The 13,882-nt window shown below is 60.0% G+C and carries 15 protein-coding genes; 7 read left to right on the top strand and 8 right to left on the bottom strand.

The window, feature by feature from the left end:
* Positions 1-148 precede the first annotated feature (148 nt).
* On the top strand, positions 149-478 hold the full coding sequence (locus K3180_RS06630) for a nuclear transport factor 2 family protein (RefSeq protein WP_221539218.1): 330 nt from the start codon (positions 149-151) through the stop codon (positions 476-478).
* On the opposite strand, the gene K3180_RS06625 is transcribed toward K3180_RS06630, so the two are convergent.
* From K3180_RS06625 to purM, 4 genes are read right to left on the bottom strand one after another with little or no spacing between them, the layout of a single operon-like run.
* Positions 475-1,665, bottom strand: a complete 1,191-nt coding sequence (locus tag K3180_RS06625; protein ID WP_221539216.1) for a sulfotransferase — start codon at positions 1,663-1,665, stop codon at positions 475-477. The two genes, K3180_RS06630 and K3180_RS06625, sit on opposite strands and share 4 nt — an antisense overlap.
* Complete coding sequence (locus tag K3180_RS06620) at positions 1,662-1,868, bottom strand: hypothetical protein (RefSeq protein ID WP_221539214.1); 207 nt, start codon at positions 1,866-1,868, stop codon at positions 1,662-1,664. The genes K3180_RS06625 and K3180_RS06620 overlap by 4 nt, the downstream gene beginning before the upstream one ends.
* The gene (gene purN, locus K3180_RS06615) at positions 1,868-2,833 is read right to left on the bottom strand and encodes a phosphoribosylglycinamide formyltransferase (protein WP_221539212.1); all 966 of its coding nucleotides are present in this window, start codon (positions 2,831-2,833) and stop codon (positions 1,868-1,870) included. Before purN ends, K3180_RS06620 begins: the two co-directional genes overlap by 1 nt.
* Positions 2,826-3,923 carry a phosphoribosylformylglycinamidine cyclo-ligase gene (gene purM / locus K3180_RS06610; protein ID WP_221539210.1) on the bottom strand — a complete coding sequence of 366 codons (1,098 nt, stop codon included), beginning with the start codon at positions 3,921-3,923 and terminating at the stop codon, positions 2,826-2,828. Before purM ends, purN begins: the two co-directional genes overlap by 8 nt.
* 89 nt (positions 3,924-4,012) lie before the next feature.
* Here purM and K3180_RS06605 point away from each other — a divergent pair, with 89 nt between their 5' ends.
* From K3180_RS06605 to K3180_RS06590, 4 genes are read left to right on the top strand one after another with little or no spacing between them, the layout of a single operon-like run.
* Positions 4,013-5,284 carry a heavy-metal-associated domain-containing protein gene (locus K3180_RS06605; protein WP_221539208.1) on the top strand — a complete coding sequence of 424 codons (1,272 nt, stop codon included), beginning with the start codon at positions 4,013-4,015 and terminating at the stop codon, positions 5,282-5,284.
* Positions 5,285-5,305: 21 nt separating this feature from the next.
* The gene (locus K3180_RS06600) at positions 5,306-5,917 is read left to right on the top strand and encodes an HdaA/DnaA family protein (RefSeq protein ID WP_221539207.1); all 612 of its coding nucleotides are present in this window, start codon (positions 5,306-5,308) and stop codon (positions 5,915-5,917) included.
* A 27-nt stretch (positions 5,918-5,944) separates the two neighbouring features.
* Positions 5,945-6,640, top strand: a complete 696-nt coding sequence (epsC, locus tag K3180_RS06595; RefSeq protein ID WP_221539205.1) for a serine O-acetyltransferase EpsC — start codon at positions 5,945-5,947, stop codon at positions 6,638-6,640.
* The gene (locus tag K3180_RS06590) at positions 6,640-6,990 is read left to right on the top strand and encodes a DUF2794 domain-containing protein (protein WP_221539350.1); all 351 of its coding nucleotides are present in this window, start codon (positions 6,640-6,642) and stop codon (positions 6,988-6,990) included. Before epsC ends, K3180_RS06590 begins: the two co-directional genes overlap by 1 nt.
* A gap of 52 nt (positions 6,991-7,042) precedes the next feature.
* Here K3180_RS06590 and K3180_RS06585 read toward each other — a convergent pair whose 3' ends face one another.
* From K3180_RS06585 to K3180_RS06575, 3 genes are all read right to left on the bottom strand, one after another.
* The gene (locus tag K3180_RS06585) at positions 7,043-8,107 is read right to left on the bottom strand and encodes a hypothetical protein (RefSeq protein ID WP_221539203.1); all 1,065 of its coding nucleotides are present in this window, start codon (positions 8,105-8,107) and stop codon (positions 7,043-7,045) included.
* A 131-nt stretch (positions 8,108-8,238) separates the two neighbouring features.
* Positions 8,239-9,168: an SDR family NAD(P)-dependent oxidoreductase gene (locus K3180_RS06580; RefSeq protein ID WP_221539201.1), complete on the bottom strand. Its 930-nt coding sequence runs from the start codon at positions 9,166-9,168 to the stop codon at positions 8,239-8,241.
* Between the two features lie 121 nt (positions 9,169-9,289).
* Positions 9,290-9,973: an HAD-IA family hydrolase gene (locus K3180_RS06575; RefSeq protein WP_221539199.1), complete on the bottom strand. Its 684-nt coding sequence runs from the start codon at positions 9,971-9,973 to the stop codon at positions 9,290-9,292.
* Positions 9,974-10,034: 61 nt separating this feature from the next.
* Between K3180_RS06575 and glmU the strand changes: the two genes are divergently transcribed.
* On the top strand, positions 10,035-11,402 hold the full coding sequence (glmU, locus tag K3180_RS06570) for a bifunctional UDP-N-acetylglucosamine diphosphorylase/glucosamine-1-phosphate N-acetyltransferase GlmU (protein WP_221539197.1): 1,368 nt from the start codon (positions 10,035-10,037) through the stop codon (positions 11,400-11,402).
* Complete coding sequence (locus tag K3180_RS12910) at positions 11,399-11,677, top strand: HNH endonuclease (protein WP_247710383.1); 279 nt, start codon at positions 11,399-11,401, stop codon at positions 11,675-11,677. The genes glmU and K3180_RS12910 overlap by 4 nt, the downstream gene beginning before the upstream one ends.
* Before the next feature lie 53 nt (positions 11,678-11,730).
* Here K3180_RS12910 and K3180_RS06565 read toward each other — a convergent pair whose 3' ends face one another.
* Positions 11,731-13,863, bottom strand: coding sequence for a prolyl oligopeptidase family serine peptidase (locus K3180_RS06565; protein WP_221539195.1), 2,133 nt, complete (start codon positions 13,861-13,863; stop codon positions 11,731-11,733).
* Positions 13,864-13,882 lie beyond the last annotated feature (19 nt).

Below are 13,882 nucleotides of genomic sequence, written 5' to 3'. Positions count from 1 at the left end.
CGGAGAACAGATTTCTTCGAAAAGTCTCCGCAAGAAACAAATGTGTTATTAGACGGGCGCATGTTTTGCTAAGCATGCGCCCGTTATGGTTTTTGGCTCGCTCCTTCTCAAACGCCCCCGCGCTGCGCGCGAAGCGAAGGTGCGCGAAATGGCAGAAGCTCTTAACGCACTCGACTATCAGCGCGCCGCCAGGCTCGTGACAGAAGATGTTGTCGTGTCGAAGGTAATGGGGTGGCGTACCCGGGGCTTCGATGCTTTCGTCGAAAGAGACCGCGCTTTCCGCGGAGGTGTCAGCAGACCTAAAATCAATATCGACGATATGATCCACCACGATGGGGAGCTTCTCGTCCGAGGCAGCGTTCAGAGCGATTCGCCCGATGTCGGCGGGCCGAGCATGTGGCGGATTGGCTTTGACGGCCCGCTGATTTCGAGCATCGAGATCACACGCTCGGAGAACACTGGGCCCGACTGCCTTTAGGCCAGAAATTCTTTCATTATCTTGCTGTGATGCGCGTGCGAGCCACTTCGGGAACGCGTCTGTTCTCTTGTCATCGCGTGCTCTGCGGCCGTGTTGAATCCCATATCGAGTTTTTCATAGGTGGCCGCCATGGTTCCGCGCCAGTCGCGTCCAAGTTCGGTGAAACGGACATCAGCGGTCGTGCCGTCGAAAGCGGATAGCGCTTCGTCCATCCGTTGGTCGCGAAGTTTCATTTTGCGTGCCCATTCGTTCTCCAGCGCGGCCAGGTCGTGACGGTCGCTCTGAAAAGCCATCTGACTTGCGACCATCGATACGCTACTGGCCAGCACATCCTGCGCATCGCGATAACTGCGCACTACCCGCGCATCAGGAAACTCCGCGAGCAGAGCTTCGCCATCTTCCGCGAATTGCGGGCATTTGAGCACGCGCGGCATATGCGCATTACCGCGAAATGCGGCATCGGTTCGTAGAATTCGGACGAATTCGCGATAGAGGGGCCCAGCGTCTCGCGCCTCGCTGAACGCAAGGAAGGAAGGAATATGCCACTGTGCCTCGAAGGCCGTCGGGGAAAGCGCTGCGCTTAACCAGCCGATTTCCTCGTCGGTACGGGTGGGGCCAAAGGGGTGGAGCGTGTCCAGCCAGGGGTTGATTCTGCGTGCCATGAACAAGGCTGCCCATGCCTTGATTGGACGCAGATCGGGCGTGGCTGGCACGGGGTCATGGCTATCGCAAAAACGTGTTCCCGCATGGCGCGGATCGGCAGCAATCAGGCGTTGCAAGCGTGTCGTACCGCTTCGCATCTGTCCCAACACGATGATAGGCGCGGCGATCGGCGTCCGGCCAAGCTCCGGTTTTTCCCGCCACAACCTGCCCAGCGCGTGGCGCTTGCGAACCGCGTTCTTCAACTGGCCATACGCCATGGTATGGCCGAGCGCATTGAGCTGTGCCTCTTCGATGAGAGAGGCACATAATCGCTCGAGTCTCAGCCGGAAATCGACAACTTCCTCTTCGCTGCGAATCGAACTTTCGTCTTCAGGCGAATATCCTTTGCTGCCGGCTCTCCAGATATAGTCCGGCTCGAGTCTGGGTTTTTCGTCCCAACCTCGTGCCCACACTTCGGAAATCAGCCGGTTGGCCCGCTCTGCCATTGCCGAACGGGCGAACGGATGCGGGCGGGGCGGGATCAATGCCGCCGGTCTTTCCAGCGCGTATAAAGGGTCTGGCCCAGTTTGCGCAGCAGATGCGCGCCGATGAGCACGCCAGCAGTGATCAGCACTGCGTCGAGCATATCTACTTCCTCGGTCTGCCAACTGTCGTCCGGCTGGAGCGCGATCATGACGAACGCAAGAATCGCAAGGAGGAAGAAGATATAGGGTGTCAGGCGTCCCATCAGAATTCGTCCGCCACATTCATGAGTTTTGTCGCAGACTTCGGTGCGACGCTGCGCCAGCTTCGTTCAAGCCATTCGCCGACATGTTCCCAGTCCAGTTCAGGGCGATTGAGGATGAGCCCGATCCACCCGCTGGCACCGTAATAGGCAGGCTTGAAATAGGTCTGCGGCTGCGCTTCGACGAGGTCCAGAAGCTCGTCCATGCCACTCGTCTTGACCAGCAAGGCGGTGTAGTCGCTGCCATGATGCCTGTCGCTGAAATAGGCGAAGTACTTGCCCGATTTCTCGCTTCCGGCGCGCCAGCCCGGTGTACCGTGACTTTCGCGTTCATGCGTCTGCGGCAAGGCAAGCGCGAGTTCGCGAATCTTGTCCAGCAAATAGGACGGATCGCTTTCCCGGCGAACATAATCGCCTAACACGCGGGGGTAGAGCTGATGTTCTGCAAAACGGACACGTTCGGCCAGACTGCCGGGAGTTTCGCCATCCCGGATTTTCACGCGTATCTGTCCAAGCACTTCGCCGGCATCGAGCTCGGACGTGACGAGATGGACAGATACCCCGCCGTGACGGTCGCCAGCGTCGATCGCACGCTGGTGAGTGTCCAATCCGGGATATTTCGGCAGCAGTGAGGGATGGATGTTGAGCATCCGCCCCTGCCAGTTTTCGACGAACCGTTCGGTCAGGATGCGCATGTAACCTGCAAGGGCGATGTAGTCCGCTCCGGCGTCTCGCGCGGCCTGTTCCATCGCAGCGTCGTGTTCGGCGCGACCCAACCCCTTGTGTGACAGAGCGAAAGTAGGAACCCCTTCTGCTGCGGCCAGTTCAAGTCCCTGTGCTTCTGGATCGTTCGCTGCGACCAATACCACCTCGTAAGGCGAATCAGGCAGCTGTGAGGCATAGAGTAGCGCGGCCATGTTGCTGCCGCGCCCGGAAATAAAGACCGCAATCCTTGCCTTGTCAGCCAAGATGGACTGCCTTCCAGCCCTCGCGTGCAGACCAAGTTCCCTGCGAGCCTCGAACTGTGCAGCCTTTATCGCCGTCCACGATTCGTCCAACTGCCAGAACTTCCTCGCCGGCCTCCTCGAGACGGCTGCGGACGAGTTCGACCTTGGACGGCGCGACTGCAAGCACCATGCCGACACCGCAGTTGAAGGTGCGCGCCATCTCGCCCGGTTCGATATTTCCCTGCGCCTGCAGGAAGGCCATCAGCCCGGGTTGGCTCCAGCCGTCGGCATCGACTTCGGCATGTGCGCCTTGCGGCAGTACCCGCGGAATGTTCTCCAGCAATCCTCCGCCAGTGATATGGGCCATGGCGTCGATCAGGCCGTCGCGTACGAGGGGAAGCAGGGTCTTCACGTAGATGCGGGTAGGTTCGAGTAGGGTCTCGACGAGAAGCCGGTCCCGATCGAACAAGGCAGGACGATCGAGCTTCCAGCTTTTGTCTTCTGCAAGACGGCGTACAAGCGAAAAGCCGTTCGAATGAACGCCCGAGCTGGCGAGACCGAGCAGGACATGACCAGAGGCAACACGTTTGCCGGTCAGCTGCTCGCCGCGTTCGACCGCCCCGACGCAGAAGCCGGCAAGATCGTAATCCCCACCGGCATACATGCCGGGCATTTCCGCCGTCTCGCCACCGATCAACGCGCATCCGGCCTGCTTGCAACCTTCCGCGATCCCCGCGATCACACGCTCGGCAACGCCATTCTCCAGCTTGCCCGTCGCGAAATAGTCCAGGAAGAACAGCGGCTCCGCGCCCTGAACGATAAGGTCGTTCACGCACATGGCGACAAGGTCGATACCTACCGTATCGTGACGGCCGGTATCTATGGCGAGCTTTAGCTTGGTGCCCACGCCATCGTTGCCGGCGACCAGAAGCGGATCCTTGTATCCCGCGGCTTTGGGATCGAAAAATCCACCAAAGCCGCCGATTTCGCCGTCTGCCCCCGGGCGCATGGTGGCTTTGACCAGCGGGCCGATCGCCTTGACGAGCCTGTTGCCCGCATCGATCGAAACCCCGGCTTGTTCATAGGTATAAGAAGGCGTGTCACTGCTCATCCAAGCGCCTTTGCGCAATTTGCCTGTAATTTCCAGCATTCCTGCTTGGATTTCCCGAATGCTTTGGGCAAAAGGCGCAGCAAGTACCCATGCGGACGTTTTTCCCCCTCAGCCGGCGCAACCGAATCGCCCTTGCCGCTACCGGTCTTGCGCTGGCAGGCGGAGCTGGCTGGTTGGCGCAAGCGCAAGTCGGGGGTGAACGTGGAATTGCACCGGTTGCAGCATCGCGCGATATCCAGGTTTCGGGTATCGAGGTGGATGTGCGCGCCGATAGCGGCATCGAGGCGCGCCAAGAGGCTTGGCTCGAAGCACAGGTCAAGGCGTGGGAAAGACTCGATGGGCCCGATCTGCCCGAATCACGCATCACCGGACTGGTGTCCGCTATCGTTATCGAACAGGAGCGCCTCGGTCCCAAACGCTACGTTGCCACGTTGGGTGTGGTTTTCGACCGCGAGCGTGCGGCGGCCTATCTGGGCGATGAGGGGGGGGCTGCGCGCAGTGCGCCGATGCTCCTCCTTCCGGTGACTGTTTCAGGCGGTACACAGCTCATGTTCGAACAGCGCAACGACTGGCAGCGCGCCTGGGCAGAGTTCCAGACGGGGCAAAGTCGCGTGAACTATGTTCGTCCGCAAGGATCGGGCGGCGAATCGCTTTTGCTCACTTTTGGCCAAACCACCCGGCGCAGTCGGGTGTGGTGGAACAATATTCTCGACGAATTCGGCGCGGCGGACGTGTTGGTCCCGATTGCGAAACTGCGCTACACCTATCCCGGCGGACCTATCGAAGGCACGTTCACTGCACGGCATGGCCCCGACAGCGAATTTCTCGATAGCTTTACCATGCGTGCCGAAAATTCCGCGCAGTTGCCAGCGATGCTCGCAAGCGCGGTACGGCGCTTCGATGCAATGTTCCAGACGGCCTTGGCGGAGGGCACGATCAGGCCGGATCCCACGCTCAACGTGAAAACCGGCGATCTCAATCCCGCGATCCAGCGGCTTGTCGACCTCGGCCGTCAGCTTCGCGCGCAGGATCAGAGACGCGAGGAAGCCGCCCTCGAGCCGACAGAGGCGAGCGATGGTGCCATTAGCGCCGCGCCGATCAATCGGCCACCGCCCGAGGGCTCGGTCGCTCTCTATACGGTCCAGTTCCAGTCGCCGGATGCAACTGCATTCGGCGCAATTCTGGCCGATGTTCGCGGTACACCGGGTGTACGCTCTACCGGGGTGCGTTCAACAGCTATCGGCGGCACATCCGTCATGACTGTAAGTTATTCCGGATCTATCGGCAGCCTTGCCGAGGCGCTCCGCGCCCAGGGCTTTACGGTACAGCAGGGAGCGACCGCGCTCTTGATCAGCCGCTAAGCGCCGCGCAAGCTGGTTGTTATGACGCAAATCGCGCTTCCCCTCTCCCATCTCGGGCCTCAGGAGCCCGCCAGTATCGTAGTGGGAGAAGGCAATCTGCAGGTTGTCGAAGCGCTTGCCTCATCGCATGACTGGCCGTTCGGTACTGCAATTCTCGGCGGTCCATCGCGTTCGGGCAAGTCTCTATTTGCCAGCTGGTTTGCGTCCCATACGGGCGGCGGAGCAATCGACGATGCCGACACCAGGGACGAAACGGAAATCTTTCACGCCTGGAATCGTGCGCGGGAAGACGGTTACCCCTTGCTCCTTACGGTAAGCGGCGAAGGGTGGGAGATATCGTTGCCCGATCTGAGAAGCCGTATGGGCGCTGCGCTTCAGCTCGAAATCGGCCCGCCCGGCGACGAAATGGCTGCCAAATTGATGTTGAGTCATGCCATGCAGCGTGGGCTTGCATTGGGTGAGGGCGCGCCTGCCTATCTGGTCCCCCGGATGGAGCGTAGTTATGCAGCAATCGAGCGGATCGTTGCCGAAATCGACCGGCTCAGCCTTGAACGCAAGCAGCCTGCCACCATGTCCATCTGGCGCGATGCACTGGAGGCCGTGGAGGGTCCAGAACAGGCGCGCTTGCTTTGATTTGCGACAAGTGAGAGGATTGCGGCCATGTTCGAACGGCTGATCGCCTATCTGGACTCGATCAAGGCGCGCGATCCTGCGCCCCGCACCCGTTGGGAGGTGCTGCTTTATCCCGGCGTCTGGGCGCTGGCATATCACCGCGTGGCGCACTGGCTGTTCGAAGCGGATCTCTTTTTCCTTGCCCGGCTCGTGAACCACTGGAGCCGGATGGTTACCGGGATCGATATTCACCCGGGTGCCAAGATTGGCCGCAACTTTTTCATCGATCACGGCTTTATCGTTATCGGCGAGACAGCCGAGATCGGCGATAATGTCACCATCTACCAATGCGTGACGCTCGGCGGGACCAATCCCACCAATGGACAGGGCGGCAAGCGGCACCCCACAATCGGCGACGATGTCATCATCGGTTCGGGCGCGCAGGTTATCGGCCCGATCACCGTGGGCCGCCGCGCGCGGATTGGCGCCAATGCCGTAGTCACCGATGAAGTCCCTGAAGGCGCGACGATGATCGGTCTCAAGGCGCGCAGCACGCTGGTTCCTGCCGAGGACTGGGTGAAGGAGTTCCTGCCCTATGGGACCCCTTGCGACGATCCGTGTGCGCCCAGCCGTGACTGCGTGGAAAAGCTGGAAGCCGAACTAAAAGCGCTACGCAACGAACTCGATACCCTGCGTCAGGAACGTGAATCCGCTTCGACCAAGCGTAATGGAACCAACGATTGATGGTGCAGCCCGGCGGCGCGACTGTCGTAGCCTTTCCCGGTCGCAAACCCGAACAGGTCGGCTTTACTCGTGAAGAACTGACAAAGATACTCGACGTTTATGGACGGATGGTCGCAGCCGGACAGTGGCGCGATTATGCCATGGATTTCACGAAGGATGCCGCGACGTTCGCGGCCTTTGTGCGACACGCGGAGCGGCCACAGGCGCGGGTCGAGAAGCGGCCTTCGCTCCGCGGTAAGCAGGGTATGTGGACGCTATTCGGCGAACACGGGCAGGTGCTCAAGCGCGGTCACGCACTGGCGGGAGTAATGGCGCCTATCGAGCGCCGGTTGCTGAAGGCGATAGAATGACACGAAAAAGGGCCCGTCCTTCGGACGAGCCCTTCTCTCGGTGGTCTGATTGTCAGGCGGTGGCTGGAAGCCGGGCCTGCACATTTCCAGGCAACCCTTTAACCACGTTGCGGCGGATCGGGGTCCATAGCGCGCTCAGCGTAAGCAGGGCTGAACCGATGACCAGCGCGGTTAGGGCGAAATTGAGTTCCACCGCTCCGAACTCTCGGAACAGGAAGGTCAGGGCGATCAATACGTAGGCCAGTGCCGAGACAAGTAACGCGCGGCGATCGACCGCCAAGGCCACGATGCCGAAGACGATATAGACGCCGAGCACCGCCAAAGCTGCGCCCGCCCCGATATTGTCACCCTCGGTAACGCCGATCAGGGCGAAGATCGGATGCGCGATAGCGGGAGCGGCAAGCAGGTGGAGCCAGAAGGCTACATCGCTCCGGCGCGTTTCGCGACGCGGGTCGCTGATGTCCCAGCGCATTGCGAAGGCGAAGACAGCCAGGCCCGCGACGAAGACGAGGCCGAGGATGATGGTTTCGATATCAGGGTTATTCGGACCGACCGCTGCGATGATCAATGCGATTACGGTGCCCGCGATAGCCGCTGCACCTGCTGCAATTGTGATCGGTACCATGAAGCGTTTCCAGTGCAACCAGGCTGCACCGGCGGTCAGAAGCCCGGATGCTGCGATGAGCAGCGTCGCAAGGGTTTCATTGCCTTGGCCGCTATCGATACCGGCGATCGTGACAGCAAGGCCGAGCAGTCCGAAGAAGACACCACCCACGAACCCGAGTAGCAAGAGGATGCTGGGAAGTGCCATACGCTTCTTGGCGGTGAAGAACTCGGCCAGCATCCAGGCAGTACCTGCGACAAGCACACCGCTCACCGGGGAGGGGCCATCCTGATTGCTCCAGATGGCATCACCTATTGCCCCCATCGCCATCAGCATGATCACCACGCCGATACCGACGAAGATGTCGTTGAAGCCGGTGATGAGGCGGAAATGCTCCGCATCGGCGGGCATTGCGTCGCGCGATGCGGCGACATGTGCACGCAGGGCACTGGCGGCATCGGCGCTGATCGCGCCTGCGGCCACTGCCGAATTCAGGTCTTCCTGGCTATACATTGCCATCTCTCCCCGTTGATAATCGAGAAAAGATAGTCCTAGTGTATTAATACGTCAATACGGTCGCGCGAAGGCGAGAAAAACCCCCGGTTCAAAGCATGAACCGGGGGCATTATTCCCTTTTGCCGTGCTCAGCCGCGGGCGGAGGCGGGGCCCGTGCCGGTTACTTTCTGCATGGCAGTAAGGATATTACCCGACTGCTCGCTGCCGGACTGCGGCGCCTTGAGGTTGGAGAATTCGCTGATCTTGTCCCAGTTGGCAGCGAAGCCTTCAACCGTCCGCTCTTCGTCCTTCAGCCAGACGGCGTCGTTCATCACGGTCCATGCCGAGTGGAAGCCGCCGGCACCTGCACCGACGATGGCGTTGGTGGGTGCGTCTTCGCTGACGAGGAAGAGCGCGGCCGGAACCACGTTCACTGGGTCGAACAGCTTGAAGGCCTCTTCGGGGAACAGATCTTCGGTCATACGCGTCCCTGCCACGGGCGAGATCGTGTTGACCTTGATATTGTATTTCGCGCCTTCGAGCTGGAGCGTCTTGGTGAGACCTGCAAGGCCTAGCTTGGCAGCACCGTAGTTCGCCTGGCCGAAGTTGCCGAACAATCCGGTCGATGAGGCGGTCATCAGCACGCGCCCATAGGCCTGCTCGCGCATGGTTTCCCAAGCCGCCTTGGTTACATTGGCAGAACCGTTCAGGTGTACGTCGACCACGAATTCGAAATCATCCATCGTCATCTTCGCGAAGGTCTTGTCGCGCAGCACACCGGCGTTGTTGATGACGATGTGTACGCCGCCCCATTTCTGCTTGGCATCGGCGACCATCTTTTCCATCTGTTCGAACTCGGTGACGCTGCCGCCATTGGATACAGCTTCACCGCCGGCTTTTTCGATTTCCTCGACAACCTGCAAAGCCATGTCCGAATGCCCGGTACCGTCGCGCGAACCACCAAGATCGTTCACCACGACCTTCGCGCCGCGGCGGGCGAGTTCGAGAGCGTACTCGCGGCCCAGGCCCCCGCCTGCACCGGTGACGATGGCTACCTTATCCTTGAAATCGATGCTCATGGGGCTGCTCCTGCTTTTTCGTTTACGTAAAGGTCAATTGCCATGGCGAAGTGGCACTTTCGGGTGGCGGTTGCAACCGTATGCGCGCCGATCCGCCGTGCCGTAAGGGCAGGGCGTGCAATCACAGCTGCTCGAGCGCACCCACCAGTTGAGCTAGCGAATCAATCGCAGCGTCCGCGCCGAGTTCTTCACGGGACTTGTCGCAATAGCCATAGCACGCTGCGACGACTGGCACATTCGCCGCTCGCGCAGCTCTCATATCGTAGCTGCTGTCGCCTATGAAGACCATGCGTCCGCCGCCACAGCACTCACGCGCCTTGAAAAGTGGTTCGGGGAAGGGCTTGGCTATGTGCCGACCGTCGGGTCCCTTGCCGATGCTGTCGCCACCGATCACGCAATCGAAGTGGTTACTTAGATCAAGTGTATCGAGAATGCCCCGGGCGAAGCCTTCGAACTTGTTGGTAACGACCCCGAGGCGCACACCGCGGGCAGCCAGTTCGTCCAGCGTCTCGACAGCATGGGGATAGGGGCGAGTGTGAACCGCGTAGTTCTCGCCGTAATAGGCCAGCATTACTTTGTATACATCGCGAAACTCTTCGTGCGGCATGCCACCCTGCGCATCTACGGCCTGTTTCAGCATGATTTTCGCCCCGCCGCCGATCAGGTCGCTCGCGCTGTCGATCGGCACTGCGGCAAAACCCGCGAACGCCAGCGCATGGTTTACGGCCGTGCCGAGATCGCGATGCGTTTCGAGAAGGGTGCCATCAAGGTCGAAAGCGACAATATCGAAGGGAAAATTAGCCATCCGGCCGGAAGTGCAGGATGGTTCTTCAAACTGCAAGCGATTGGTGGCATGGCGCCATCCCATGAACAAAAGCCGTGAATTCGCCGTCGTCATCCTTGCAGCCGGCAAGGGCTCGCGCCTCAAAAGCAAGCTCCACAAGGTCCTCCACAATATCGCAGGAAGGCCGATTATCGAGCATCTTATGGCCCAGGTGCAGATACTAGAGCCCGCCAAGACAATCGTCATCGTAGGCGACGAACGTGAACAGGTCATCGATCAGGTTTCCGATCGCGCGATCTGCGTAGTGCAGGAGCCGCAGCTCGGAACGGGGCACGCGGTGGCGCAGGCCAAGGATGAGCTGGCCGGGTTCGAAGGCGATGTGATCATGTTACTGGGTGACGCACCCTTCATTACCGCCAAAACCATCATCGGGATGCTCGAACGTTTACGCGCGCATGACGAACCCGCTGTGGTTGTCCTCGGTTTCGAGCCGGAGGATGCGCTGCAATACGGCCGCGTCATCACGCATTCCGACATGACGATCGAAAAAATGGTCGAGTTCAAGGACGCAAACGAAGCGGAACGCGCCACACGGTTATGCAATTCGGGTCTGATGGCTGCACGCAGCAAGGACCTTTTCGACCTGCTGGAGCGCGTCGACAACGACAATGCGCAGGGAGAATACTACCTTCCCGACATCGTCAACGTAGCGGTACGGGAAGGGCACACTTGCGCTGCAGTAGTGGCGGATAAGCCGGAAGAGGTACTCGGCATCAATTCACGCAAGGAACTCGCCGCGGCGGAGCATCAGTGGCAGGAATTGCGGCGGGAAGAGGCCCTGGAGAACGGCGTTACGTTGAAAGCCCCGGATACGGTGTTCTTCAGTTACGATACCGAACTCGCTACCGATGTGACGATCGAACCCAATGTCGTTTTCGGCCCCGGGGTGAAAGTTGAGCGCGGCGCACGTATCCGCGCATTCAGCCACCTTGAGGGCGCACATGTCGGGGAGGATTGCGAAGTGGGTCCCTATGCCCGCCTACGTCCGGGCGCTGTCATGGAGAAGGCCTCCAAGGTCGGAAACTTCGTCGAGATGAAAAAGGCCACGCTGGGCGAAGGCGCGAAAGCCAATCACCTGAGTTATCTGGGCGATGCCTTTGTGGGGGCGGGCGCGAATATCGGGGCAGGGACCATTACCTGCAATTATGACGGTTATTTCAAGCATCAGACCAGGATCGGCGAACGTGCCTTTATCGGCAGCAACAGCTCGTTGATCGCGCCGGTATCCATCGGTGCGGATGCAATCGTGGCAGCGGGCAGCGCCGTGAGCCGTGATGTGGCGGCGGGAGAGCTACGCATGGTGCGGGCCGAACAGCTGGTAAAGCCGGGCTGGGCCGATCGCTTTCACGATGCGATGAAGAAAAAAAAGGCTGCGGAGAAAAAGGGCTGAACGAACAAACATCCGCCTGTTGGTTGTGCGTGCGACCCCTCGGCCATCGAGTTCAGTGGCACCATCCCATCCCGAAGTCGAAGAAGGGACGCGGAACCGTTCCGGTGCATCCGATCTGTCACAAAACGATCCACAAGACCTTTACGAATGCGGAGCTAGCTCGCTTCGGCGATGACCGGGAAGCGATTTCCCTTCACGATGACATTGCCAGATTTCTGCAATGGATTGCCGACAAACCACCCGATTTCCATGCGCCCGTGAGGCGGAGTCGATAGATTAAGGGCGGCCCTCTGCCGGACCGCCCTCCCTCTCCAACTCGTCAGGACGCTTACTCGCCCTCGTTGTCGTCCATCAAACGCTGCATCAGATAAACCATCTGCAGCGCCTGAAGCTGGGCGCGTTGTTCGTTGTCCACACCGCCCGAATGGCCGCCCGTAGTTTCCTCGTAATACCAGTATGGCTGGCCGAGTGCCTTCAGCTTTGCGGCACCCTTGCGCGCATGCGCAGGATGGGTGCGATCGTCGGCTGTCGAGGCCCACAGGAACGGTTCGGGATAGTCCACGCCCTCCACCAGCTTCTGGTAGGGCGAATAGCCTTCGATCCAGGCGCGCTGCTCTGGGATACGGGGATCGCCATATTCACCAATCCAAGAAGCGCCCCGGCCGATCAGGTGATAGCGGAGCATGTCGAAGAGCGGAATCTGGACAATCGCGGCATCGAACAGATCGGGCCGCTGGGTGAAAGCCGTACCGACCAGCAGGCCGCCCTGCGAACCGCCCTGGATGCCCAGATGGTCGGGCGAGGTTATGCTGCGTTTCACCAGATCCTCGGCGACGGCAATGAAGTCGTCCCAGGTGCGCTGCTTGTTCTCTCGGATGGCGGTCTGGTGCCACATCGGGCCGAACTCGCCGCCGCCGCGCATGTTCGCGAGGACATAGGCGCCACCCTTTTCGAGCCACAGCTTGCCAGTCGTTCCAAGGTAGCCGGGCAGGCGGGGAACCTGGAAGCCGCCATAACCGGTCAGGAGCGTGGCAGTGCTCCCGTCCATCACCATGCCCTCGGGTTTGACGAGGAAGTAGGGAATCTTGGTCCCGTCCTTGCTGGTCGCTTCGAACTGCTCGACTTCCATGCCCGCGGGATCGAAATAAGCGGGCGAAGTCTTGATGATTTCCGGAGTTGAAGATCCGTCGGAATAATAGAGCGCACTGGGTTCAAGGAAATTAGTCACCGAATACATGATGTCTTCGGATTCGTTCGATGTTGCCGCGACGCCAACCGTGGCATTGTCGGGCAGGGCTATTTCGCTGCTGACCCACTGTCCGTCTTCGTAATCGAACTTCAGAACCTTGCCGATCACGTTGTCGAGGATGTTGATATAGGCGCTGCTGGCAGTCGACCCGCCACCCTGTTTCGTCTGGCGGTCACCCGGTGCCCAGACGAGCGTCTTTTCCGCACCGTTGGGATCGGCCAGCCACTCTTCCAGATTCGCGGAAATCAGGGCATCTGCCGGGAAGGTCTGGTCGCCGACCGTCCAGTCGACATCGGTGGAGAACAGCATCTGGCCATCGATAATTCCGCCGAGCGATGACTTCTCCGGCATTTCCAGCCTGACCCATTCGCCGTCCTGTTGCAGATACCAGGCGCGGTCATGGAAGGAGGTTCCGCGCATGGCGGTGTAACCATGCACAATGCCCGCGGAATCGCGCAGCAGGCTTGCGCCCGCCCACACGTCGTCAGCTTCGCCCCGGTAGATTTCCGGAGCGTTGGCCAGCTCGGTCCCGCGTTTCCAGAGGCGGGTGGTGAAGGGATACTCGCTTTCTGTGAGTGTGCCTTCGCCAAAATCACGGTTAACCAGCAAGGTATCGCGGTCGAGCCATTCGATACCGCCCTGGCTTTCGCTGTCGATGACGAAGCCGCCTTCCACGAAGCTCCGCGTTTGCATGTCGAATTCGCGCAAGATGGTGGCGTCCTTGCCCCCGTCGGACAGGGCAATCATGCAATAGCGCATTTCCGGCGGCAGGCAGGTCGAACCCTTGTAAACCCATTCCTTGCCTTCGGCAGCGGCGAGTGCGTCGATATCCAGCACGGTTTCCCATACGGTTGCATCGCCGCGATAGCTTTCCAGGGTAGTGCGCCGAAGCACACCCTTCGGATTCTGCTTGTCTTGCCAGAAGTTGTAGAGGCCATCCGGGCGGAACGACACGTAAGGAATCTTGTCTTCGCTGTCGTAGATTGCCAGCGCTTCGGCCTTGAGCTGCTCGAAACGCGGATCGGCGGTCATATGGGCAGTAGTCCGCTCGTTCTCCGCTTCGACCCACGCCAGCGCTTCGTCGCTGCGGGCCTCTTCCAGCCAGATATGCGGATCTTCTTCTGGGCCGGGCACGCCGTCTTGTGCCATTGTCACGCTACTCATTCCAAATGCCATGGCTGCGCCAATGGCGAGTGTCGATACGCATTTCATGCTGTGCGTCCCTCCTTGC

Origin of the sequence: Qipengyuania huizhouensis (assembly GCF_019711635.1) — a bacterium.
Lineage (GTDB): Bacteria > Pseudomonadota > Alphaproteobacteria > Sphingomonadales > Sphingomonadaceae > Qipengyuania > Qipengyuania huizhouensis.
This window is presented reverse-complemented; position numbering and strand designations above follow the sequence as displayed.

What these genes read in the sequence shown, in the direction of transcription:
- K3180_RS06630 (WP_221539218.1), top strand. Translation starts at nt 149, where the DNA reads ATGGCAGAAGCTCTTAACGCACTCGACTATCAGCGCGCCGCCAGGCTC.
- K3180_RS06620 (WP_221539214.1), bottom strand. Translation starts at nt 1,868, where the DNA reads ATGGGACGCCTGACACCCTATATCTTCTTCCTCCTTGCGATTCTTGCG.
- purM (WP_221539210.1), bottom strand. Translation starts at nt 3,923, where the DNA reads ATGAGCAGTGACACGCCTTCTTATACCTATGAACAAGCCGGGGTTTCG.
- K3180_RS06605 (WP_221539208.1), top strand. Translation starts at nt 4,013, where the DNA reads ATGCGGACGTTTTTCCCCCTCAGCCGGCGCAACCGAATCGCCCTTGCC.
- K3180_RS06600 (WP_221539207.1), top strand. Translation starts at nt 5,306, where the DNA reads ATGACGCAAATCGCGCTTCCCCTCTCCCATCTCGGGCCTCAGGAGCCC.
- epsC (WP_221539205.1), top strand. Translation starts at nt 5,945, where the DNA reads ATGTTCGAACGGCTGATCGCCTATCTGGACTCGATCAAGGCGCGCGAT.
- K3180_RS06590 (WP_221539350.1), top strand. Translation starts at nt 6,640, where the DNA reads ATGGTGCAGCCCGGCGGCGCGACTGTCGTAGCCTTTCCCGGTCGCAAA.
- K3180_RS06585 (WP_221539203.1), bottom strand. Translation starts at nt 8,107, where the DNA reads ATGTATAGCCAGGAAGACCTGAATTCGGCAGTGGCCGCAGGCGCGATC.
- K3180_RS06580 (WP_221539201.1), bottom strand. Translation starts at nt 9,168, where the DNA reads ATGAGCATCGATTTCAAGGATAAGGTAGCCATCGTCACCGGTGCAGGC.
- K3180_RS06575 (WP_221539199.1), bottom strand. Translation starts at nt 9,973, where the DNA reads ATGGCTAATTTTCCCTTCGATATTGTCGCTTTCGACCTTGATGGCACC.
- glmU (WP_221539197.1), top strand. Translation starts at nt 10,035, where the DNA reads ATGAACAAAAGCCGTGAATTCGCCGTCGTCATCCTTGCAGCCGGCAAG.
- K3180_RS06565 (WP_221539195.1), bottom strand. Translation starts at nt 13,863, where the DNA reads ATGAAATGCGTATCGACACTCGCCATTGGCGCAGCCATGGCATTTGGA.